The organism is Vibrio sp. 2134-1, assembly GCF_033339495.1.
The window spans coordinates 419575-439573 of the sequence record NZ_JAWOUS010000001.1 but is presented as its reverse complement, the minus strand read 5'-3'; the positions used below and the strand labels follow the sequence as shown (position 1 = coordinate 439573).

The 19999-nt window shown below is 44.9% G+C and carries 20 protein-coding genes; 8 read left to right on the top strand and 12 right to left on the bottom strand.

Translation table 11 applies throughout. The annotated features are described in order from the left end of the window. Positions 1-4: 4 nt before the first annotated feature. The 3 genes from R7R78_RS02010 to R7R78_RS02000 form a co-directional block, all read right to left on the bottom strand. Positions 5-1666, bottom strand: coding sequence for a 4Fe-4S dicluster domain-containing protein (locus R7R78_RS02010; RefSeq protein ID WP_054576889.1), 1662 nt, complete (start codon positions 1664-1666; stop codon positions 5-7). 311 nt (positions 1667-1977) lie between these two features. Then, positions 1978-2604 (bottom strand): DUF3306 domain-containing protein, encoded by a 627-nt coding sequence (locus R7R78_RS02005; RefSeq protein ID WP_025766652.1) that lies wholly within the window; start codon positions 2602-2604, stop codon positions 1978-1980. Next, entirely contained in the window at positions 2594-3058 is a 465-nt protein-coding gene (locus R7R78_RS02000; RefSeq protein ID WP_005389514.1) for a DUF3305 domain-containing protein, read from the bottom strand. The genes R7R78_RS02005 and R7R78_RS02000 overlap by 11 nt, the downstream gene beginning before the upstream one ends. Positions 3059-3381: 323 nt before the next feature. Between R7R78_RS02000 and R7R78_RS01995 the strand changes: the two genes are divergently transcribed. Further along, on the top strand, positions 3382-4206 hold the full coding sequence (locus tag R7R78_RS01995) for a formate dehydrogenase accessory sulfurtransferase FdhD (RefSeq protein ID WP_005377552.1): 825 nt from the start codon (positions 3382-3384) through the stop codon (positions 4204-4206). Between the two features lie 240 nt (positions 4207-4446). Here R7R78_RS01995 and R7R78_RS01990 read toward each other — a convergent pair whose 3' ends face one another. From R7R78_RS01990 to R7R78_RS01980, 3 genes are all read right to left on the bottom strand, one after another. After that, positions 4447-6039, bottom strand: a complete 1593-nt coding sequence (locus R7R78_RS01990; protein WP_025766654.1) for an ABC-F family ATPase — start codon at positions 6037-6039, stop codon at positions 4447-4449. A 216-nt stretch (positions 6040-6255) separates the two neighbouring features. Next, positions 6256-8295: a cache domain-containing protein gene (locus R7R78_RS01985; RefSeq protein ID WP_213866523.1), complete on the bottom strand. Its 2040-nt coding sequence runs from the start codon at positions 8293-8295 to the stop codon at positions 6256-6258. Further along, entirely contained in the window at positions 8285-9736 is a 1452-nt protein-coding gene (locus tag R7R78_RS01980) for a sigma-54-dependent transcriptional regulator (protein ID WP_225472919.1), read from the bottom strand. The genes R7R78_RS01985 and R7R78_RS01980 overlap by 11 nt, the downstream gene beginning before the upstream one ends. 334 nt (positions 9737-10070) lie before the next feature. On the opposite strand from R7R78_RS01980, the gene R7R78_RS01975 reads away from it, so the two are divergent. The 6 genes from R7R78_RS01975 (at position 10071) to R7R78_RS01950 (ending at position 15045) form a co-directional block, all read left to right on the top strand. Further along, positions 10071-10889, top strand: coding sequence for a substrate-binding domain-containing protein (locus R7R78_RS01975; RefSeq protein WP_225472917.1), 819 nt, complete (start codon positions 10071-10073; stop codon positions 10887-10889). Positions 10890-10895: 6 nt separating this feature from the next. After that, positions 10896-11594, top strand: a complete 699-nt coding sequence (locus R7R78_RS01970; protein WP_005396188.1) for an ABC transporter permease — start codon at positions 10896-10898, stop codon at positions 11592-11594. A gap of 50 nt (positions 11595-11644) precedes the next feature. Continuing rightward, positions 11645-12364: an energy-coupling factor ABC transporter ATP-binding protein gene (locus tag R7R78_RS01965; RefSeq protein WP_213885312.1), complete on the top strand. Its 720-nt coding sequence runs from the start codon at positions 11645-11647 to the stop codon at positions 12362-12364. Further along, positions 12342-12929 (top strand): molybdenum cofactor guanylyltransferase MobA, encoded by a 588-nt coding sequence (gene mobA, locus R7R78_RS01960; protein WP_199267698.1) that lies wholly within the window; start codon positions 12342-12344, stop codon positions 12927-12929. The genes R7R78_RS01965 and mobA overlap by 23 nt, the downstream gene beginning before the upstream one ends. Further along, entirely contained in the window at positions 12926-14704 is a 1779-nt protein-coding gene (locus tag R7R78_RS01955; protein WP_137281987.1) for a bifunctional molybdopterin-guanine dinucleotide biosynthesis adaptor protein MobB/molybdopterin molybdotransferase MoeA, read from the top strand. The genes mobA and R7R78_RS01955 overlap by 4 nt, the downstream gene beginning before the upstream one ends. 74 nt (positions 14705-14778) lie before the next feature. Next, positions 14779-15045 carry a DUF2960 domain-containing protein gene (locus R7R78_RS01950; RefSeq protein ID WP_005377584.1) on the top strand — a complete coding sequence of 89 codons (267 nt, stop codon included), beginning with the start codon at positions 14779-14781 and terminating at the stop codon, positions 15043-15045. 185 nt (positions 15046-15230) lie between these two features. Here the strand turns inward: R7R78_RS01950 and nagK are convergent, their stop codons facing one another. Then, on the bottom strand, positions 15231-16139 hold the full coding sequence (gene nagK, locus R7R78_RS01945; protein WP_017820672.1) for an N-acetylglucosamine kinase: 909 nt from the start codon (positions 16137-16139) through the stop codon (positions 15231-15233). Between the two features lie 175 nt (positions 16140-16314). Then, a complete protein-coding gene (locus tag R7R78_RS01940; RefSeq protein ID WP_206954088.1) occupies positions 16315-17064 on the bottom strand; it encodes a tRNA-uridine aminocarboxypropyltransferase in 750 nt (249 codons plus the stop codon). 140 nt (positions 17065-17204) lie between these two features. On the opposite strand from R7R78_RS01940, the gene R7R78_RS01935 reads away from it, so the two are divergent. Next, positions 17205-18020 carry a sterol desaturase family protein gene (locus tag R7R78_RS01935; RefSeq protein ID WP_206954087.1) on the top strand — a complete coding sequence of 272 codons (816 nt, stop codon included), beginning with the start codon at positions 17205-17207 and terminating at the stop codon, positions 18018-18020. Between the two features lie 104 nt (positions 18021-18124). Here R7R78_RS01935 and R7R78_RS01930 read toward each other — a convergent pair whose 3' ends face one another. The 4 genes from R7R78_RS01930 to R7R78_RS01915 form a co-directional block, all read right to left on the bottom strand. Next, complete coding sequence (locus R7R78_RS01930; protein WP_054579285.1) at positions 18125-18343, bottom strand: hypothetical protein; 219 nt, start codon at positions 18341-18343, stop codon at positions 18125-18127. A 48-nt stretch (positions 18344-18391) separates the two neighbouring features. Next, positions 18392-18772, bottom strand: a complete 381-nt coding sequence (locus R7R78_RS01925; RefSeq protein WP_005377611.1) for a hypothetical protein — start codon at positions 18770-18772, stop codon at positions 18392-18394. Between the two features lie 211 nt (positions 18773-18983). Further along, positions 18984-19397 (bottom strand): NUDIX hydrolase, encoded by a 414-nt coding sequence (locus R7R78_RS01920; RefSeq protein WP_206954086.1) that lies wholly within the window; start codon positions 19395-19397, stop codon positions 18984-18986. Then, positions 19387-19806, bottom strand: a complete 420-nt coding sequence (locus R7R78_RS01915) for an NUDIX domain-containing protein (protein WP_206954085.1) — start codon at positions 19804-19806, stop codon at positions 19387-19389. The genes R7R78_RS01920 and R7R78_RS01915 overlap by 11 nt, the downstream gene beginning before the upstream one ends. Positions 19807-19999 lie beyond the last annotated feature (193 nt).

Sequence of the window (19999 nt, the reverse complement as noted above, 5' to 3'; positions counted from 1 at the left end):
GCTCCTAGTATTTCAGTTGTTTCATTGGGTCTTCTGCCATCGACTCAAACATGTCGATCACACGGCAGTCTTCACACATCGCGATACGATTGATCGCCGCTTCATCAGAGAAACAAGAGTGACCGCGTAACTTGTTTTGTAGCATGTCGATCATAGACTGAGGTGCGAATGGCTTATGACAGCGAATACATTCCGCTGCTTTCTCTTCGTGAATCACAACCGCTTTTTGGCGCTCTTTTTTCACCCAGTTCATACGAGGCGTAAGCGTCAGCACTTTCTCTGGACACGCTTTCTCGCACAGCCCACATTGAATGCAGTCTTGCTCGACGAATTTAAGCGACGGAGATTGACCATCGGTATGAAGTGCACGTGTAGGACAAACTGCCACACAGCTCATACACAACGTACAATCTTTGCTCTCACAAGAAACATTGCCGTAAGGCGCGTTTGCTGGCAGCTCAACAATGTTCTCGACTGGAATACGAGAAGACGACAACGCATCCAACGCCGTAAATAGACGCTGACGTTTGTTGCCTTGCAAGTCTCCTAATGCCAAATCAAAAGACTCGGTACAAAGTGTCGGAGCACCTTCACGTAGTGACTCTAGATACAGAATGTCGATGGTTTCTTTGGCGATACCAAGCTGACCGAGCAGCTCTTGAGCAATACCTACTTCGCTATTAAGCACACGAATAATGGTTTGAGGCATAAAACGTGAAGCCGTAAACAGCACCTGAGTAGCACCATTCACAAGCGCGGCGAACCAAGTATCAATACCAACCGAAGGCAGTTCTTCCACCACAATTGGAATCACATTATCTGGCAGTGCTTTTAGTGCCATCACGTTGTAGCTCTCGTGGCGAGAACTACAAATCAATACGATAGGATCTAAACCACCCGCTTGCTCATAGTTGGCGAGCGTACGTTCAATAAACTTTTGCGTATCTTCAGGGTTTGGCAGTGCGTAATGAATCGCTTCTGTCGGACACGCTGTAGCACAAGTACCCACGCCTTGACATAGGTATGGATTGATCTCGATGCGATGGCCCGTTCTGTCGCTGCCTTCACTCGATAGTGCCCCTGCCGGACAAGCATCCACACACCGTTCGCAACCTTTTACGCCACGAGAGCTGTGTGCACATAAATCGGTATCTAAACGGAAGAATTTCGGTTTATCGAACGTCCCCATTAAGGTTGGAATCTCTTCCAACGCTTCAGCCAGTTTCGGATAGCCACGACCTACTGGGTAGTAGCCCGGTACTGGGACTTCTTCCGACATGCAGCTGTTAAGGCAAAGATCGAGTACGATATCGAAACAATCGCTATTGATCGCGACCTTGGCAAGATTGTTGGTCGAACCATGATTTTCAATCAGAACTTCAAACGTACCTAAGAACCCTGAAACCTGAACCGAATTGGCGTAATAAAGCTCGGGATTTGTGCCCTTTTCGCCATCGGTAGAAAGCAGCGTTAGGCTGTTCATTTGCGACAATTGCGCTGCCGCACTTTCGATGATTGCTGTTGGGCCCACAATCAAAGTATTACCGCCGCTTTCATAGCTTACGGTTGGTGGAATAAGATTGGTCAACTCTACGGTATTTTCGAAAGCGTACAGCCTCGCTTTACCGTTATTGGAAGTTGCTTGTTCTAATAATTGTTTCAGCATTGCTCAATTCCATTTATGAACATGGATAGTCTTTTCCATCTCTTAGTGTAGTTAGCGCCGGAGATTCTGCTGATTAACTTATCAATGAGAATTCTTATTCCGCCGTCTATAGGCGATGAATACTACGCAGTGCGTCCGTACTAACTTCAACCAGATTGGTATTGAGCAACAAATAGCAAGTGTCATGCCAATAAAATATCAACTGAAAATCAATAGGTTATCAATTTTACTGACAAATAGTAGGGATAAAAAAACCGGTTGAGACATTTTGTCTCAGCCGGCTCATTGAGTGTTTAGTCAAAATGTACCTATTATTTGTGTGGTATATTTTGTCTCACCTCGTTAGGCTGTGATTCTTCAGCAAAAGTATCACTTTCGCCAGATACTGTATTTATATACAGTTCATTTTCATCTTGAGTAATTTGGCCACTTTTGTCGGTGTTTGACTCTGCGTCTTCAACTACCTCAGATGCGATATCGTTAGCGTTAAGCTCAGACCCTTGCGCAGTTTCAGCGTCTGGTTCGTCTTCCACTTTATCTTTAACCCAATCACGCAGCGTCTCAGCGACGTCTTGAGAAAGTGACTTTAAGTTACTGTAATCATCATCGTAATCGTCTAGGCCGTCACGCACGTTAAATTCTTCGGACAAGAACATTTTGCGCAGCGCAGCTTTCTTAACGCTTTCTGAAGCTTCAGAAACCAGCAGTTGCGCCACAGACATTTCTTCGGTTTTTTCAGTCTCTACACTCGCGGTAATGTCTGGAGCCTGACTATCCTCATTGACGTTCAAAGTATCTAAGCTTTCGTCAGCGTTTGAAAGCGCTGTGACACTATCTTCGGATTGTTCCGTCTCTGCTATCGGCGTGATCTCTTCAGCATGTTGGGAAGATTCTTCTAGTTTACGTTTCGACCAACGGCTTAAAAAACTAGTTGCCATTTGCTCTGCCTGCTCCTTTGCGTTTCTTGCGTCTTACTTCTAACAACTCACCATGACGACCAATAAAGGCTTCCATCCAAGCCTGAACGGCTAACGGCATATCGTTAGATAGTACAAGGTTATCACCATCCATATATTGCGCCGCAACAGATTGTGAAGCCGTCAGTAACTGTATCGCTGGTTTTTCACCAGACTCGACGTTATCCATAACTAAAAAGAGTTTAGGTTGCTGAGAGCTTAAGTTAAAGCGGTAGTCTGTACGCTCGTCTTTATGTAATTGCAACAGACAAACATCTGGAGTCTCTTCCGTCGGATTCAGCGCAAATCCTGTCAACTGCCATTGGGTTGTCACCCAAATCCCTGTACTGATCTCATGCTCAACAAGCTCTACGCCGATTGGCCATGTATCCTCAGTCTTTTCGTAATTTTTTTCGAAATCTTTCTTATCCGACATAACTCACCCAGTCTTTCTATTTTTGGTCTGAAAACACACAGGACATTTTGCCCCCGTTTTCGACCATTTTTATTGTCTTCGAAGCAATAAACGCGCCAAGCTGATATAACTTAGTCTATATACACCCTCAGGCTATAAGTACCAAACTAGACGAAACTCAAATGTATTGATGTGTCATTACTGCGAACTCGCAGTTTTAATGCATTGTTGACATAAAACCTCGCAATTTCTGTGGAAACCGCTATTTTGGAATGAGATTTGCTAGCCACTTAAAAAGCTAAAATGCGTAGCAACCTAACGCTCTTAATCACTAGGACACGACTGTGCTGAAACCAAATATTATTAAAACCAGTGAAAATCCCCTGCAAACCATTGAAGTCGATGTGTACGACGAGTACGGCGAAAAGCTCACGAAGCAAATCGCTTGCGAGCGTCCTCTTACGGTCATGCTGAACTGGAAAGAAGTGGTCACGCTCATGACGCTAGGTTCGCGTCCAGAAGCACTAGTACTGGGTTATTTAAAAAACCAAAGCTTCCTGTCCGATCCAGCCGCGATTGAATCCGTTATTATTGACTGGGAAACGCATTCCGCAGCGGTGATTACTAAAGAAAACACTGAACACTTAGAAGGCGCCCTGAAAAAGAAAACCGTCACCTCAGGTTGTGGCCAAGGCACTATGTATGGCAACGTGATGAAGCAGCTTGAAAATTATCAAGTGCCTCAAGTTTCTCTTAAGCAGTCAGAAATTTATTCTGCGCTGGAAGCGTTAACCCATTACAACGACACCTACAAAAAAGCGGGCGCAGTACACGGCTGTGCGGTTTGCAAAGGAAATGAGGTGTTATCATTTGTGGAAGATGTCGGCCGTCACAACGCAGTGGATACACTTGCAGGTGAGATGTGGCTCAAAGAAGAAACAGGTGAAGATAAAATTTTCTACACAACTGGTCGCCTTACATCAGAGATGGTGATTAAAGTGGCTCAAATGGGCATTCCTGTTCTGCTTTCTCGCTCTGGCGTTACTCAAATGGGGTTAGATCTAGCGAAGCAATTTGGTATTACAACCATTGCGCGTGCGAAAGGTTTGCGCTTCCAAGTTTTTACAGGAGCCGACAAGGTTGAATTTGATGTAAAAGGCAACCAATAACACCTTTTCAGTGTAAACTAAAACCAATAATGCGGATTCACAGAGGATGTGGACTATGAATAATGACCAATTGTGGAATTTTCTGCTTACGCCCAGCGGTATCATGCTTTCTATGATTATTACCTTTGGCGTAGTCGGGCTCTATGCGTATATAACAGGTCAGTTTAAGGATTAAGGCCAAATATCAAAAAAGCCTCGCTAAATAGCGAGGCTTTTGCTTTTTAAACGCTTTGCGAGTAATTACGCGTCAACACCACGAGATTTTAGGAACTCAGAGTAAGTGCCTTTAAAGTCTGTGATTTTACCATCGCGGATTTCGATAATACGCGTTGCTAGTGAGTCTACGAATACACGGTCGTGAGAGACGAAGAACAACGTGCCTTTGTATTGCTCAAGCGCCGTGTTCAAAGATTCGATCGATTCCATGTCCATGTGGTTGGTTGGTTCGTCCATTAGCAGCATGTTTGGCTTGTGCATCATTAGCTTACCAAGCAGCATACGACCTTGCTCACCACCAGACAGTACTTTTACTGACTTCTTAATGTCATCTTGACCAAATAGCATACGACCAAGGAAACCACGAACGACTTGCTCGTCATCACCTTCTTGACGCCATTGACCCATCCAATCCGTTAGGTTCATGTCTTCTGCAAAGTCATGCGCGTGGTCTTGCGCGTAGTAACCGATGTTTGCATTTTCAGACCATTTGAACTCACCAGCACGCGGTTCAAGTACACCAGCAAGCGTGTTTAGAAGTGTTGTTTTACCCACACCATTTTCACCGATGATCGCAACGCGCTCTCCCACTTCAAAAATTGCATTGAAGTCTGAGAACAAGTCCTCTTCAAAACCTTGGCTCAGGTTTTCTACAATCAGAGCGTTACGGAACAGCTCTTTAGACTGTTCAAAACGAATGAATGGGTTTTGACGGCTAGACGCTTTCACTTCGTCCAGTTTGATCTTGTCGATTTGCTTAGCACGAGATGTCGCTTGTTTTGCTTTCGATGCGTTTGCTGAGAAACGTGCAACGAACGTTTGTAGCTCTGCAATTTGTGCTTTCTTCTTCGCATTGTCGTTTAATAGACGTTCACGAGCTTGAGAAGCCGCCGTCATGTACTCGTCGTAGTTACCAGGGTAAACGCGTAGCTCACCGTAGTCCAAGTCAGCCATGTGTGTACATACTGAGTTTAGGAAGTGACGGTCGTGCGAAATGATGATCATTGTGCAGTTACGCGCGTTTAGCGTATCTTCCAACCAACGGATTGTGTCCATGTCCAAGTTGTTGGTAGGTTCGTCAAGAAGCATCACATCTGGGTCTGCGAATAGAACCTGCGCTAGAAGCACACGAAGTTTCCAGCCTGGTGCTACTTCACTCATTAGACCGAAGTGTTGCTCCATTGGGATACCTACAGCAAGAAGAAGCTCGCCCGCTTTGGCTTCTGCCATGTAGCCGTCCATTTCAGCAAACTGAACTTCTAAGTCAGCCACTTTCATGCCGTCTTCTTCGCTCATTTCAGCAAGTGAGTAGATGCGGTCACGCTCTTTCTTCACTTCCCATAGCTCTTTATGACCCATGATGACGGTATCGATTACCGTAAATTCTTCGTAAGCGAACTGGTCCTGGTTCAGTTTTGCAACGCGCTCGTTTGGATCGTAGCTTACGTTACCGCTGGTTTGCTCAAGCTCGCCGCTGAGGATCTTCATAAAGGTTGATTTACCACAACCGTTAGCTCCAATTAAGCCGTAGCGATTGCCTTCGCCGAACTTAACTGAAATGTTTTCGAATAGCGGCTTAGCGCCGAATTGTTGAGTAATATTCGCTGTGGAGATCAAAACCTTTACCTTAGCAATTGGGGTGTATTTAGAAAAACCGGGCAACGGTACTTGTTCATGCTACATACTGCAAGTGTTGTTTTTATTAATTCACTCCAAGTGAAATCATTGTTAGGTTTCTAAGAAGCAAAAGCGTAAACATAAATGCGTCATTAAATACAAAAAAGAGCCACTATCGTCAGTGACTCTTTTTCCATTAATACTTCAAAAAAGTGACTAAGCGATGTTCGTCACCTCTAGGATCAGTTCGGCTTTTTTAGGTAAATAAATACTGAATTTACTGCCTTTTCCCCATTCAGACTCTGCTTTTAGCTCACCACCCGTTTGGCTGAGGATACTTTGAGAGACCGACAGCCCTAACCCTGTGCCTTCTCGCTTCGTCGTGTAAAATGGTGAGAAGATTCGATTCAAGTTTTCTGGTTTAATACCGCAGCCCTCATCGATAACATGAATCGCGGCTCCTTTCACTTCGCCCTCTTCAATCCAGTCTTCACTGACTACTGTTAATGTTCCTTTACCGCTCATTGCGTGAATGGCGTTCATTTGCAAATTAACTAAGATTTGTAGCAAGTGGTGACGGTTTATCTCAACGGACGTATGCGCTTGTAGGTCAGTCACAAACTCGACGTCGCGTTTCTTGGTGCCAGTTTTAACCAAGGTGATGCTTTCATCAATGATAGGATTGACATGTTGCCAAGTGATTTCATCTTGAACACCACCTTGGCGACTGTATTGCAATAAACTGCGCGTGATATTGCGGATACGATCAATTTGCGCGTGAATCGCATCAATCTCCTCTTGTACTCGACTTGCATCGTCACCCAATTCAAAATGGATCAATTCTACGTTGCCAAGAATCACGGCGGTTGGGTTATTAATTTCGTGAGCAATCCCCGCGGTGAGTTCTCCCAATGCTGCCAGTTTTTCATGAACAACGAGTTTGTCGCGAGTTTGGTTAAGCAATTGAATATGCAGCTCAAGATCTTGGGTTTTTTCTCTCAGGCTTGCCGTACGCTCTTGAACTTTGCATTCAAGTTGAGCTGCGGAGTTTTTCAATTCAATTTTGCGCTCTTCTAGCGCGTCTAACATATCATCAAACTGTCTGGCTAACTGCGCAAGTTCATGATCGGCATCTAATCCTAACGGGCCAATCCGTTTTTCTTTACCTTGTTGGACCTGCTTCACCACTTTATGAATGCGTTCGATCGGTCGAAACAGATCATAAGAACCGCGATATACCATCACGCCGGAAACCAGCAATAACATAACCGTAATCAAGCTGATTTCGGCAATGTTCGTCATGTAGGCTTTAACGAATGGCCACATGAGGTAACCCGTATAAAGCATACCAATAACATTGTCGTATTGGTCTTTGATTGGTTGATACGCCGTAATATACCAAGCGTCATACACATAAGCGCGATCAACCCACTGTTCACCCTTCGAAAGTACTTGGTTATACACTTCTGCACTCACGCGAGTGCCTATGGCGCGCCCTAGCCTATGATCGCTGTCTAAAGGAACGTTGGTGCTCACACGCAAATCATCGAGAAATACCGTCAACGTACCCACAGGGCGAAGGCGGTCATTATCACTTAAGTAAATGAGGTCGCGGATTTGATCCACCAACACTGTACTGTTGTTAAGGAGCAAACCACCATCCAGAAAGCCGATCAAATCGTTCGCTTGGCTGTATACCGGAATCACGGTCCGACTGACTAACCCACGCACCTCCCTGTCACCATCAGCAAGAATAGGCACTTCTGCTCGTTTGGCGAGTTCAGGATCGAGGCGTTCGAGTTCTTCTTTATTGAGCACATCAAAAAACGATTCGCGCTTGGTGAGATCCATAAAGCGGAATTTGTTTTCCATGGAATTAACGCGTTGGAAAGAGAGAAAATCTAAAGCATATCTTTTCTTCTGCTCTGTGACCCACTTTTGCAGGTCACCTTGTGGCGTTCCTTGATTAATACGAATACGGAAATCGTACGAATCGGCAAACGCCCGCACGTAATTGGCTTGCTTTTGCTGTAACAACGTTACACTGTTATTTGCAACACCAAGACGTTCCGAGACATCAAGCAACGCATTTTGCCACGTGTAATGAATAGACCAATAAATGGTAATGCCGATCAGAGCTAACAACGTGAGGAAAATCGGCGCAGAGGTTAAGAATAACAAGCGATAACGCACCATGGTTTTAAAACGGTGCGTCCATTTTGACAATCCTTTGTGCTGTGGGCCGTTAGTCGGCATATTCCTCACCCTCAGAATCCCATTCTTTGTACTTACGTTCTAAGGTCTTGCGAGCTACGCCCAAGTCACGAGCAGCAGCAGACTTATTGCCTTCATGCAAGTTAACGACTTGTTTAATATGTGCTTTCTCGACTTCTTTTAACGTCCAGCTGTTTGGATAGCCTTCGCCAGTAAATTCTTTGCCTTCTCTAAAGGTTGGTAACTCAGCAGAGTGAGAAACAGTAATCGATACATTAGGCAGTGAATGCCCGCCATTCAGCTCTCGCCAATAGTGTGCAGGTGGTTTGCCAAGCAAGATACAACGCTCAATCAAGTTTTTCAGCTCACGAATGTTTCCCGGCCAATCGTACTCACTCATGGCTTCCATGTCCTCGTGAGCCCATTTGGGCGCAGGCATACCGAGCTCGCGCGTCAGCATATTGCTGAAAAATGGCACCAACTCAAATAAATCGGTTTTGCGCTCTCGCAGCGGACACACTTCAATTTTCAGAACGTTTAAACGGTAATAGAGGTCACTGCGGAAATTACCTTGATTGACCTCTTCTTGCAGGTTTCGGTTGGTTGCCGCTACGATACGGACATCAATACTGATCTCTCTTTCTGAACCGACAGGGCGAATCATACGCTGCTCTAACACACGTAATAATGATGCCTGCATTGCAAGTGGCATCTCCCCGATTTCGTCAAGAAATAAGGTGCCACCGTTCGCAACACGGAACAAACCTTCACGCGATTTTTTTGCACCGGTAAACGCGCCCGATGTATGACCAAACAACTCACTTTCTAAAAGCTCTGGTGCAATCGCGCCGCAGTTGATTGGCACAAACGGGCCCGTTCGCCCACTCGCCTGGTGGATACCTCGTGCAACTAGTTCTTTACCCGTACCCGACTCACCTTCCACCAAAACAGAAGCGCGTGATGGTGCAAACTGGTTAATAAGTTGCTTAAGCAGACGCGTTTTTTCTGAGCCGCCGATGATCTCTGAGGTATTGTGACGTTGGTAATCGCGTGTCATGGCGTACTGCATGCGTTCGTTCAAACGGCGATCCATACAGCGACTGACCGCTTTTAACATCTGCTCAAGGTTGAATGGTTTGAGGATAAAGTCGGAAGCACCGAGCTGTAGCGCTCGAATGGCAATTTCTAAATCCGCATAACCCGTCATAAAAATCACATCGGCACGTTTGTCATCATCTTCAAACGCTTCTTCCCACTCAATTCCAGAACGCCCTGGCAGATTAATATCCAGTAAGATCAGATCATAATGTCGAGAATTACGCAGTTGTTCTGCTTCTTCGATGCTACCAGCTGTATCGACATGTGAAAAAAGCTTACCCAATGCCTTTTTCAAGATGGCTTGCATGCCTAATTCATCATCGACGACCAGTACGGAAAAGGCGCTATATTGTTGGTTTGTACTAAGATGGGATTGAGTAGACATATTTACCCCAGATGGATTTCGATGGGACAGAGTGTACCAAGTTTAAACAGAGATACCCTACAAAAAGTGCGACATTTTGTACCAACGCAAACTTTTATGCAAATAACCCCATGATTTAGCGCATAAACCAAGCACTTTAAGCTTGTAAAAGGTTGGCATCTTGTTTGCTATAAGGTGGATACGGAGCGCATTTAAGTGATCTCAGGATGTTGATGTTTGCTTATTCCAACACCCTAAGACAACTTGCGTATTACGCTAATCGCTCTCGTCCAAAAAGGCTTCTCCCTAAAACCTGGAGAGATTCCAAAGAATCATTGGAAAGGAACACATAAAAATGAAAAAAATTGCGCTAACTCTGGCTGCAACGTTTATCACGCTTGTAAGTTACTCTGCGTTTTCTGCTCAAGACGGAGAACATGTTCGCCTTGCAACCACAACCAGTACTTACCATTCAGGTTTACTTGATTACCTGCTTCCACAATTTGAAAAAGACACGGGCTACAAAGTCGATGTTATTGCTGCAGGTACGGGTAAAGCCTTAAAAATGGGCGAAAACGGTGACGTAGATTTGGTGATGACACATGCACCAAAAGCTGAAGGCGCATTTGTTGAGAAAGGCTACGGCGTTTTACCTCGCAAGCTAATGTACAACGACTTTGTGATTGTAGGCCCGAAAGCTGACCCAGCAACAATCAAAAATGACGAAGGCGTGTTAGATGTATTCAAAGAGATCGCAAACAAAAACGCAACGTTCATCTCTCGCGGCGATGATTCTGGTACGCACAAAAAAGAAATGGGCTTCTGGGCTCAAACTAAAATCGAACCGAACTTTGGTGGCTACCGTAGCGTAGGTCAAGGTATGGGCCCAACTCTAAACATGGCGTCTGAAATGCAAGGCTACACCATGACGGACCGCGGCACATGGCTGGCTTACCAAAACAAATTGGATCTAGAAATTCTGTTCCAAGGCGATGAAAAACTGTTTAACCCGTACCAAGTTATTCTTGTTAACCCTGAGCGTTACCCAACGATCAACTACCAAGGTGCGAAGGCATTCAGTGATTGGTTGGTAAACCCTCGCGGACAGGAACTTATCAATGGTTTCCGCCTAAACGGTAAACAACTGTTTGTTGCGAATGCTGAGAGCAAATAACGCAATATGAATCTTGCTGATACAACACTGGAAGCGCTTCGCTTACTGGTGAATTTTGATGCAGACCTATGGGAGATCGTTGCGGTCTCCTTTAGTGTTTCTATCACGGCAATATCTTTAGTGGTATTGCCGGCTATTTTGATGTCCTTTGTACTGGCGTATACCGACTTTCGCGGTAAATGGTTTTTGTTGTCGATCGTGAATACGCTGCAAGCGGTCCCTACCGTCGTGATTGGCCTGTTGCTGTACATGTTGCTGTCGCGCGCTGGCCCTTGGGGAGACTGGCAAATGCTGTTCACTCAGAAGGCGATGATTTTCGGCCAAATGGTGATCTGCTTCCCTGTTTTGGTATCGATGATGCATGGTGCACTGCAATCTAGCGACCGTCGCGCTGTGGAAACTGCCATCACGCTAGGCGTCTCCATTCCGCGCGTGGCAGCTACGATGATTTGGGAAACCCGCTTTCCTCTACTCGCAGCTATCATTGCAGGGTTCTCACGTATCGTAACCGAGGTGGGCTGCTCAATGATGGTGGGCGGAAACATTATGGGCGTGACGCGAAATATTCCCACTGCTATCGCAATGGAAAGCAGCAAAGGTGCTTTTGCGCAAGGAGTTGCATTAGGAATTGTATTACTATCTTTAGCGTTGGCACTAAACTTCTTCTTATCAAGCATGAGAGGCAAAGGCTACCTCAGAACATAGAACATGAAGCAAACAAACGACTCACCATTAACCCCATGTCGAGGCGAATTATGACTATAAAAATCACCGCCGAACAGTTATCCATGCGCTTTAAAGAGCGTGTGCTTTTCCACATCCCTGAGTTAGCCATCGGCCCAAATGATGCCATTTATCTCAAGGGTGACAATGGTGTGGGCAAAACTACCCTACTCAAAATCCTTGCTGGCTTGCTCAAACCCTCTACTGGCGATGTTGTTGCGCCAAAAGATACGTGGCTGAAAAGACTGACGTGTCGCAATGGTCGTGTCGATGTGATTTATCTCCATCAATCCCCTTACCTTTTTGACGGCACTGTATATGAAAACGTAGTCTATGGAGTGAAATATCAACAAGACACGCAAAAAGATAAGCGAGCTCAAGTTATTCACGCGCTGCGCATGGTAGGTTTAGAAACCTTAGCGGACGAACATATTTCCGTGTTGTCCGGCGGTGAAAAACAGCGCGTTGCCATGGCAAGGGCTTGGATTTTAAAACCGTCGATTTTATTGATGGATGAGCCAAGTGCGTCTTTAGACCAAGAATCCATTGAACGATTGGTAGTGATGGCGAAAGATCTTTTGGATCGTGGTTCCAGTATCGTGGTGACAAGCCATCAGGCCAACGCACTGACCGACTTATGTAAAAAACAGTGGTGGATTAGAGACAAGACTTTGATAGAGTCTCCTCTGTTGTATGTCATACCAAAAGAAACATCCCAAGAGAATGCATATGCTTCAACCAACACAAACTAGTTGGGTCATTTTGGCTGGTGGCCAAGCCAGCCGTATGGGTGGAAAAGATAAAGGTCTGATTGAGTTAAATCAGAAGCCACTCATCGAACACGTTATTGAACGTTTATCTCCACAAACTCCACGCATTTTAATTAATGCCAACCGAAACCAAGATGCGTACAGCAAATTTGGTTTCGTATTTAGTGATCAATTCAAAGATTTCCCTGGGCCTATGGGCGGTATTCACGCGGGTTTGATGCATGCTGAAACTGACTGGGTCGGATTTGTACCTTGCGATAGTCCACAAATTAACACCGACCTTGTCGAGCGTTTCTGCCAGTTCGTCAAAGAAGACAGCGATATTTTGGTCGCGCATGATGGTGACCATCAGCAACCTGTTTTTACGCTCTACCACAAGCGCGTACTGCCAAAACTCACCGCGTTTTTAGAACGTGGCGACCGCAAAATCATTCTGCTCTACAAAGAGTGCAACACCAGTTACGTTGACTTTAGCGACTCACCAAACTGTTTCGTCAACTTGAACACTCCGGAAGAACTGGCGCAATTTGGACAATTAGAATTATGAAACACACGCTAAACATTCCTATTCTTGGTTTTGCAGCTTATTCAGGCACAGGCAAAACCACGCTACTTGAAGCCCTATTGCCAAAGCTGACCGAAGCAGGTTTACGCATTGGCATGCTAAAACATGCGCACCACAACTTCGATGTCGATAAGCCGGGTAAAGACAGCTACCGTTTACGCAAAGCTGGCGCATCTCAAATGCTGATTGCTTCTCGCAACCGTTTTGCGTTAATGACAGAAACGCCAGAAGCCGAAGCGGAGTTTGAATTCCTATTAACACGTTTTGATGAAGACATGCTTGATGTGGTTTTGGTCGAAGGCTGCAAAAACATCGCGTTTCCTAAAATCGAATTGCACCGTGAAGAAGTCGGCAAGCCTTGGCTTTATCCAAACGATGAAAACATCATCGCTATCGCTTCAGACGGCGGCGAGTTGGACTCTGAACTGCCACAAATGAACATCAATGATCTTGAAGCGATTGCTCAGTTCGTTATTCAGTATGTTCAAGAAGCGAAAGCACCAAAAAACAAAGAGAAAGAAGCCGCATGTTGCGACACACTTTCTCCTGCTTTCCTTTCTGTGGTTCAAGGCCAAGAGAAAATCCTTTCTTTGGTGAACACGGTTTCGGAAATAGAAGCATGCAAGATTGAAAACGCCTATGGCCGCGTTCTTGCGGAACATATCGTTTCACCAGTAAATGTGCCGCAGTACACCAACTCCGCGATGGACGGTTATGCCATCCGCAGTGATGATGTTGACCGTGATAGCTACCAAGTGGTTGCTGAAGTGATGGCGGGCCATGCTTACGATCAGCCTCTGGAAGTTGGTCAAGCAGTTAAGATCATGACTGGCGCACCAACACCACGTAACGGCGACACAGTGGTCATGCGTGAGCAAGCCTCTCAAGAAGGTGACAAGGTCACCTTTAACAGTGCGAATATCAAAGCAGGCCAAAACGTTCGTCAAGCAGGTGAAGATCTCGCTATCGGCAGTGACGTCTTTACCGCAGGCACTCGCCTAGCCTCTCCAGAAATGGGCATGATCGCTTCGCTTGGTTTTGGTGAAGCGAATGTGTTCCGCAAAGTGAAAGTTGCCGTGTTCTCCACCGGTGACGAAGTACAAGCGCCGGGAACAGAGCAAAAAGCGAATTCTATCTACGATTCCAACCGTTTTACCATCATGGGCATGCTTGAAAAGCTCGGCTGCGAGATCTTGGACTTCGGTATTCTGGAAGACAACGAAAAGTTAATGATTGAAGCGTTGGAAAACGCATCGGCGCAAGCGGACGTGGTTATGACTTCTGGTGGCGTATCTGTTGGTGATGCGGATTACATCAAACTTGCCTTGGATAAACTTGGTCAAATAGATTTTTGGCGAATCAACATGCGTCCGGGACGTCCATTAGCGTTTGGTCAAATCAACAACAAGCCGTTCTTTGGTCTGCCGGGCAACCCTGTGGCAGTGATGGTTTCATTCATCAACTTTGTTGAGCCTGCACTGCGTAAGATGCAAGGCGAACAAGGCTGGAAGCCTCTGAAAGTGAATGCCATCGCGACTGAGAATCTTCGCTCTCGCCAAGGTCGTACCGAATTTAGTCGAGGAATCTATGAACTGGATAACACTGGCCGTTTAACCGTTCGTACAACAGGCAAGCAAGGCTCTGGTATTTTGCGCTCAATGAGTGAGGCAAATTGTTTGATCGAAATCTCCCCAGCTATTGATACAGTAAAAGCGGGAGAAAGCGTGACAATTATCCCACTTCAAGGCAGAATCTAGCTCAAACTAGAAATTCAAAGGTCAGCGAGTCTGGCCTTTTTGTTTAATACAGAAACCTTTTCAGAGAGACAGCTATGGCTCGCACCATTCTTTACACTTACAAAGACCAAGACAAAGAACTGACGTTCTCATACCAGCAGCACCGCAACATTCAAGAAGCGGTTGCAGAAGCAGAAGGTATCGATATCACTGAGTTCCTAAAGATGGAGCAACAAATCGAAGCAGTGTCTGACACTAAAGCAGTGCGCAACTACCGCGACAACTACTTCAGAAAATTAGGCTTTAGCAAAATCACCCTAGCTCAAAAAGAAAACCTGGGCGTAGGCAAAAAGAACAAATAAGCTTAGCTGCAAACAGAAAACTCACGATTCGTCGTGAGTTTTTTATGCATGCTACTTTTGTTCATGATCTATACCCGAGCATACCGAAATTACTTAGGTATATAAGTAAAAGCCCCGTTTAACCTTGAAAGTCTAAACGGGGCTTTAAATTTCTTCTTACTTTATATCGAGTAAGGTTTAAGTCATTACTTGATGTTTAAGAACGCAGCGCCGCGTACACCACCTGAATCACCGTGTTTTGCTTTGATGATCTTAGGACACTTAGCCACAGACAATAAGTGTTTAGGGATGCGTTTTGGCATCTCTTCGTAAATCAATTCGAAGTTAGATAAGCCGCCACCAAGTACAACGGTGTGTGGGTCTGTTGCAGTAAACAGGTTTGCAAAGCAGATCGCTAGCAGCTCCATAAAGCGCTCGACGTGCTCTACTGCTTTCTCCTCACCCTCTACGTGCGCTTTAATAATGTCGATCGCTTTCTTCTCTTCGCCGTAGTAATGCGCGTAAAGAAGCTCGAAACCACGACCAGATAGGTAACTATCTAAACAGCCTTTGTTGCCACAGCCACAACCCAGTAATGGTGCGTTTTCGCCTAGGTGGAACCATGCGTCGATAGGAAGACGTGTGTGACCCACCTCACCCGCTACGTGGTTGCGGCCAGAGAATACTTTGCCTTCGTAGATAAAGCCGCCACCAAAACCAGTACCAAGGATCAAACCTAGTACAGATGGTTCATCTTGAAGATCTTCGTCCCAGGCTTCAGAAAGCGCGAAACAGTTTGCATCGTTTTCAATTTTTACGCTGCGACCGATTTTAGCTTCCAGATCAGCACGAAGTGGTTTGCCTTTTGCCGCAGGAACGTTAACTGTTAGTACCGTTGCATCATCGGCGTCTTCCATACCTGGCAAGCCAAGACCAATCGTACCTTCGCAGCCAAACTCTGTATCGTATTTGTTCACCAATTCCGCAATGGTATCAACCAGCAGCTCGTAGTTGTCTGTTGGTGTAGGTACACGTTCCGTCGCTACACGCTCAAGCTTCTCGTTAAATGCACCAAATTCAATTTTAGTGCCGCCGACATCAAAGCCGTAATACATGTATTTCTCTCCTAAAAAATGCTTCAAACGACTCTCAAAAATGGCTAGAGTCAAAAGTATAAACTGATGGCATTATCCATATCTGTACGCCTGCAAACCGTGACCGAATGCAGATTTATCCCCTCACCGAAGCCAGTTGAACAACATACCATCAACAAAAGCTCATTCCTTAGAGTCAGCTCTCGGTTTTCATCCACTCTTTGAAACGTTTCAAGTGTGGCTGGTTAGGGTCGTTTTTGACTCGAGTCTTGCTCAGCATGTAAGTTTCTCTGAAGGCTTCAAACCACAATTGAAGGCATTCCGCAGCTTTCGGCTCACCAGCTTGTTTTAAAACTAATGTCGCGACTTCGGCGGTTGAAAGATGCTGCTCATTCTCGGAGCGGCGCATGATGTATTCAGACAGAGATTCCGGCTCAATGGAAAGCACAGGCAAAGATTTAAGAAAATCAGAACGACGGAATATCTTTCGTGCCTCACGCCAGCTACCATCAATAAAGATCAGCAACCATTTTTTGCTCTCGACATCTTCTTTTACCAATCGCCCTGGCTCTAGATCTTCAATTAAACGAGAGGGATCATCCACATAGTCTGCAGGAAATACAATCACCGGTTGGTATCTGTCATCCTGTAGTAGCGCTAGCATCTCTTCAGACGGTTCTGTTCGGTTCCATTGATACACGTAAGTCTCTTGAATCGTATCAGCGATTAGACGACCGGTATTACTTGGCTTAAACACTTCGTTTTCAGAAACAATCAACATACATGCAATATTGGCCTTGATGTTTGGCTGAAGGTCGCACAAACAGTGTTGCTCAGAAACCTGGCAATATTGGCAACGAACCACTTTACATCCACGCGCGTTGAAAGGCTTGGTTGAGATAGATTGTCGGTACTGATATAAACGGTGGAAAGCGTGAATTCTCATGGTAAGTAATGCCAAGTAAAAAGTAGAGCGCGATTCTACTGATATTATGGTTTCGCCTCAAGATAAGCCCATCAGCAGTGTGTTGAAATAAATTCACTCTTATCTCGGTCATAGATAAAGAAATAAATAAGGGAATGACAGTGACAGAAACGACATTTCAAGAACCCTCATGGCTCAGATTAGGCTTTTTCCTTGGCGTATTATTGCTTTGTGCCATTTGGGAAAACAAATTGCCTAGAAAAACACTGACCGCTTCGCGCAGGTTTCGCTGGGTCAATAACTTGTCATTGGTCGCTTTTAACAGCCTAGTTATTGCTTTAATCATGCCTATCGCCGCCTTTCAAGCTGCGGTCATAGCTCAGGAGCAACAATGGGGGCTGCTCAATATTCTGTCCTTCCCCGCTTGGTTAAATATTTTTCTAACCGTCATTTTGCTTGATTTCGTCATTTACGCTCAGCATGTTGTCTTTCATCATGTAAAACCGCTGTGGAAGATTCACCGAATGCATCACGCCGATCTCGACATAGATGTCACTACAGGCGCACGCTTTCATCCCTTCGAAATAATCATTTCAATGGGAGTAAAAATTGCAGCCGTGTTTATCTTAGGTGTTTCACCTATCGGAATTGTGGTATTTGAAATTGTGCTTAATGCGAGCGCGATGTTTAATCACAGTAATGCAAAACTGGCTTTATCCATAGACCAAAAACTGCGAAACGTCATCGTTACACCAGACATGCATCGCGTGCACCATTCAGTGATAGTAAAAGAGACCCACTCAAACTTTGGTTTTTTCCTTTCAGTTTGGGACCGCTTTTTTGGGACATACCGAGCTCAGCCTAAGTTGGGTCATGATGATGTTGTTATTGGTGTGCCGGAAATTAGAGACGAAGAAGAGCAAAGATTAGATAAGCTTTTAACGCAGCCCTTTCGCTACAATAAAGAGAAGAAGTAATGGTTGAAAAAAATATTGTTGGATGAAGTATGTCAACAAAACGAATAGACCAAGCCTAAACCCCTGTTAAACACTACTTCATCCTCATGATGTGTAAGAACAGATTAGTTTTCTGCTAGCTGACGCTTTTTGTTTAACTGAGTAATACCAACAAATAAACCAACAACACCAAGCACTGCACATGCCAAAGCATTGGTGTTCATTACTTGCTGTGCCTCCATTGAGCTGTATAGAAAAGCAAGGCTGAAGAAAGTGGTGGCAAAGCTCAAACCTGTCAGTACGCTGAAACCAGCAAAACTGGCCAAGTCTTTAAAATCGTTCATAACGAGTCCCTGTTTACAATCCTTAATCGAGTGTTGTGAAAATAATAATTAACGAAATATTTGGCGCGATTGACTATGTTTTCGCGCATTCCATAACCAGATAGATACCCCAAATGAGAACCCTAAAAACAGTGTCTTCATTTGTAGGGCGACGTTGTTATCTAATATTTCTAATGTATAGTGAGCGTGGGAACTAAAGATAACATTGGTTATAAGAATCAATAACATAACAACTAGGCCAGAGCGGCGATGCTTGACCAATAGATACGCTGCTAATAAGTCCAATAGTCCCAAAGCGCTCCAATACATATTCAACCAGCGTGGCGCAAAATCGTAAGGTAAAAAGCCACCAACAATGTTGTCATAAAGATGAACCACTCCGCCAACTGTCATAAAAAGGCATAAGAGAAACACGACGAATTTATCCATTACCGTTTCCTTATCTGAATGAATGAGCAAAGCATATAGAAGTCACTTAAACATTTGTAATCTCATCGCCATTTTTGAGATCGACAGTGCCATTATCAACACGATGAGAACAGTAACGGCTGATCTACCTTCTTTATTTGCTTCTAGTAGAAGCATAGTGTTTGCTGTGGCGTTTCGCCCAAATCCGCCAATGCAATGACAGAGTCCTCCTTTAAATCACGCCTTGGTCTATCAACTCTCGTACCTTTTCCAGCCCGCGCTGAAACACAGTATGTGCATTCGCGGGAAGGCCGCTCTCGACATCGTGCCAGAAGAACGCGAAATCATGTCCGCCATCGTCTTGCGTATGAAACAGCCATGAATTAGCGAGGTCAGCACACTCACACAAAACAAAATGCCATACTTGATTTTGAAAGCCACTATCCCATGAGCATAAATATCGTGCGGAACGAACATGTGTGATACCAGACTCCTCAGCGAGCTCCCGCTTGGCTGCTATGATGTAACTTTCATCAAACACTTCGACAGTGCCCTTGACGAGCTGAACACCCGCCAACGGATGTTTAAAAAGTAGGATCTCTTGATTTTGATTACGTAGAACGACGGGGCAAACTTTATCGATCACAAAACCACTCCTTATGCTTCAAGCAAAAGGCTTTAGCTTTCTCTGGATATAAAGAAATCGAGTGAAGTTGCTCTACACGCACCCACTTCAAATGGTACTGATTAACATCTGATTTTCTGATTTGCTCTGGCCCACTCCCTAGTTTCACTTTTAAGTTCCCTACATAAGAAAGAAAATAGGTTTCTAAGCGACCTTGATTTTCGAGTTCCAAAACTTTCTTAACCGAGCCAAGTTCTATTGAGGTTTCTTCCAGCGCTTCTCTTTTAGCAGCTTCAACAGGTTTCTCACCTGCTTCAACACTGTCGCCAGGGAAAACCCAATACTGTCTGTCGTTTCGAACGCGGTGGATAAGCAAAAGCTCTTGGTGATGATTAACTAGTATGAGGCTGGCTCTTTGTGATAACTGCATGATTCGTTCCTTTGAATTCTGGCGACATTCTAGTCAACGAGTCCCTCGAACAAAGCATTAACATCACGTTGTGATAACTAAACCCTTTAGAAATGAACGAGATGAGATGTAACTCACTCTTGCAATGCAAATTGGAGCCATTGAATGGGTAGCCGTAACAAAAAAGCAGAACCGAGGTTCTGCTTTTAGTCGG

What these genes read in the sequence shown, in the direction of transcription:
- R7R78_RS01970 (WP_005396188.1), top strand. Translation starts at nt 10,896, where the DNA reads ATGAATCTTGCTGATACAACACTGGAAGCGCTTCGCTTACTGGTGAAT.
- R7R78_RS01975 (WP_225472917.1), top strand. Translation starts at nt 10,071, where the DNA reads ATGAAAAAAATTGCGCTAACTCTGGCTGCAACGTTTATCACGCTTGTA.
- R7R78_RS02005 (WP_025766652.1), bottom strand. Translation starts at nt 2,604, where the DNA reads ATGGCAACTAGTTTTTTAAGCCGTTGGTCGAAACGTAAACTAGAAGAA.
- R7R78_RS01925 (WP_005377611.1), bottom strand. Translation starts at nt 18,772, where the DNA reads ATGGATAAATTCGTCGTGTTTCTCTTATGCCTTTTTATGACAGTTGGC.
- R7R78_RS01915 (WP_206954085.1), bottom strand. Translation starts at nt 19,806, where the DNA reads ATGCAGTTATCACAAAGAGCCAGCCTCATACTAGTTAATCATCACCAA.
- R7R78_RS01950 (WP_005377584.1), top strand. Translation starts at nt 14,779, where the DNA reads ATGGCTCGCACCATTCTTTACACTTACAAAGACCAAGACAAAGAACTG.
- R7R78_RS01985 (WP_213866523.1), bottom strand. Translation starts at nt 8,295, where the DNA reads ATGCCGACTAACGGCCCACAGCACAAAGGATTGTCAAAATGGACGCAC.
- R7R78_RS02010 (WP_054576889.1), bottom strand. Translation starts at nt 1,666, where the DNA reads ATGCTGAAACAATTATTAGAACAAGCAACTTCCAATAACGGTAAAGCG.
- nagK (WP_017820672.1), bottom strand. Translation starts at nt 16,139, where the DNA reads ATGTATTACGGCTTTGATGTCGGCGGCACTAAAATTGAATTTGGTGCA.
- R7R78_RS01955 (WP_137281987.1), top strand. Translation starts at nt 12,926, where the DNA reads ATGAAACACACGCTAAACATTCCTATTCTTGGTTTTGCAGCTTATTCA.
- R7R78_RS01980 (WP_225472919.1), bottom strand. Translation starts at nt 9,736, where the DNA reads ATGTCTACTCAATCCCATCTTAGTACAAACCAACAATATAGCGCCTTT.
- R7R78_RS01930 (WP_054579285.1), bottom strand. Translation starts at nt 18,343, where the DNA reads ATGAACGATTTTAAAGACTTGGCCAGTTTTGCTGGTTTCAGCGTACTG.
- R7R78_RS02000 (WP_005389514.1), bottom strand. Translation starts at nt 3,058, where the DNA reads ATGTCGGATAAGAAAGATTTCGAAAAAAATTACGAAAAGACTGAGGAT.
- R7R78_RS01940 (WP_206954088.1), bottom strand. Translation starts at nt 17,064, where the DNA reads ATGAGAATTCACGCTTTCCACCGTTTATATCAGTACCGACAATCTATC.
- R7R78_RS01965 (WP_213885312.1), top strand. Translation starts at nt 11,645, where the DNA reads ATGACTATAAAAATCACCGCCGAACAGTTATCCATGCGCTTTAAAGAG.
- mobA (WP_199267698.1), top strand. Translation starts at nt 12,342, where the DNA reads ATGCTTCAACCAACACAAACTAGTTGGGTCATTTTGGCTGGTGGCCAA.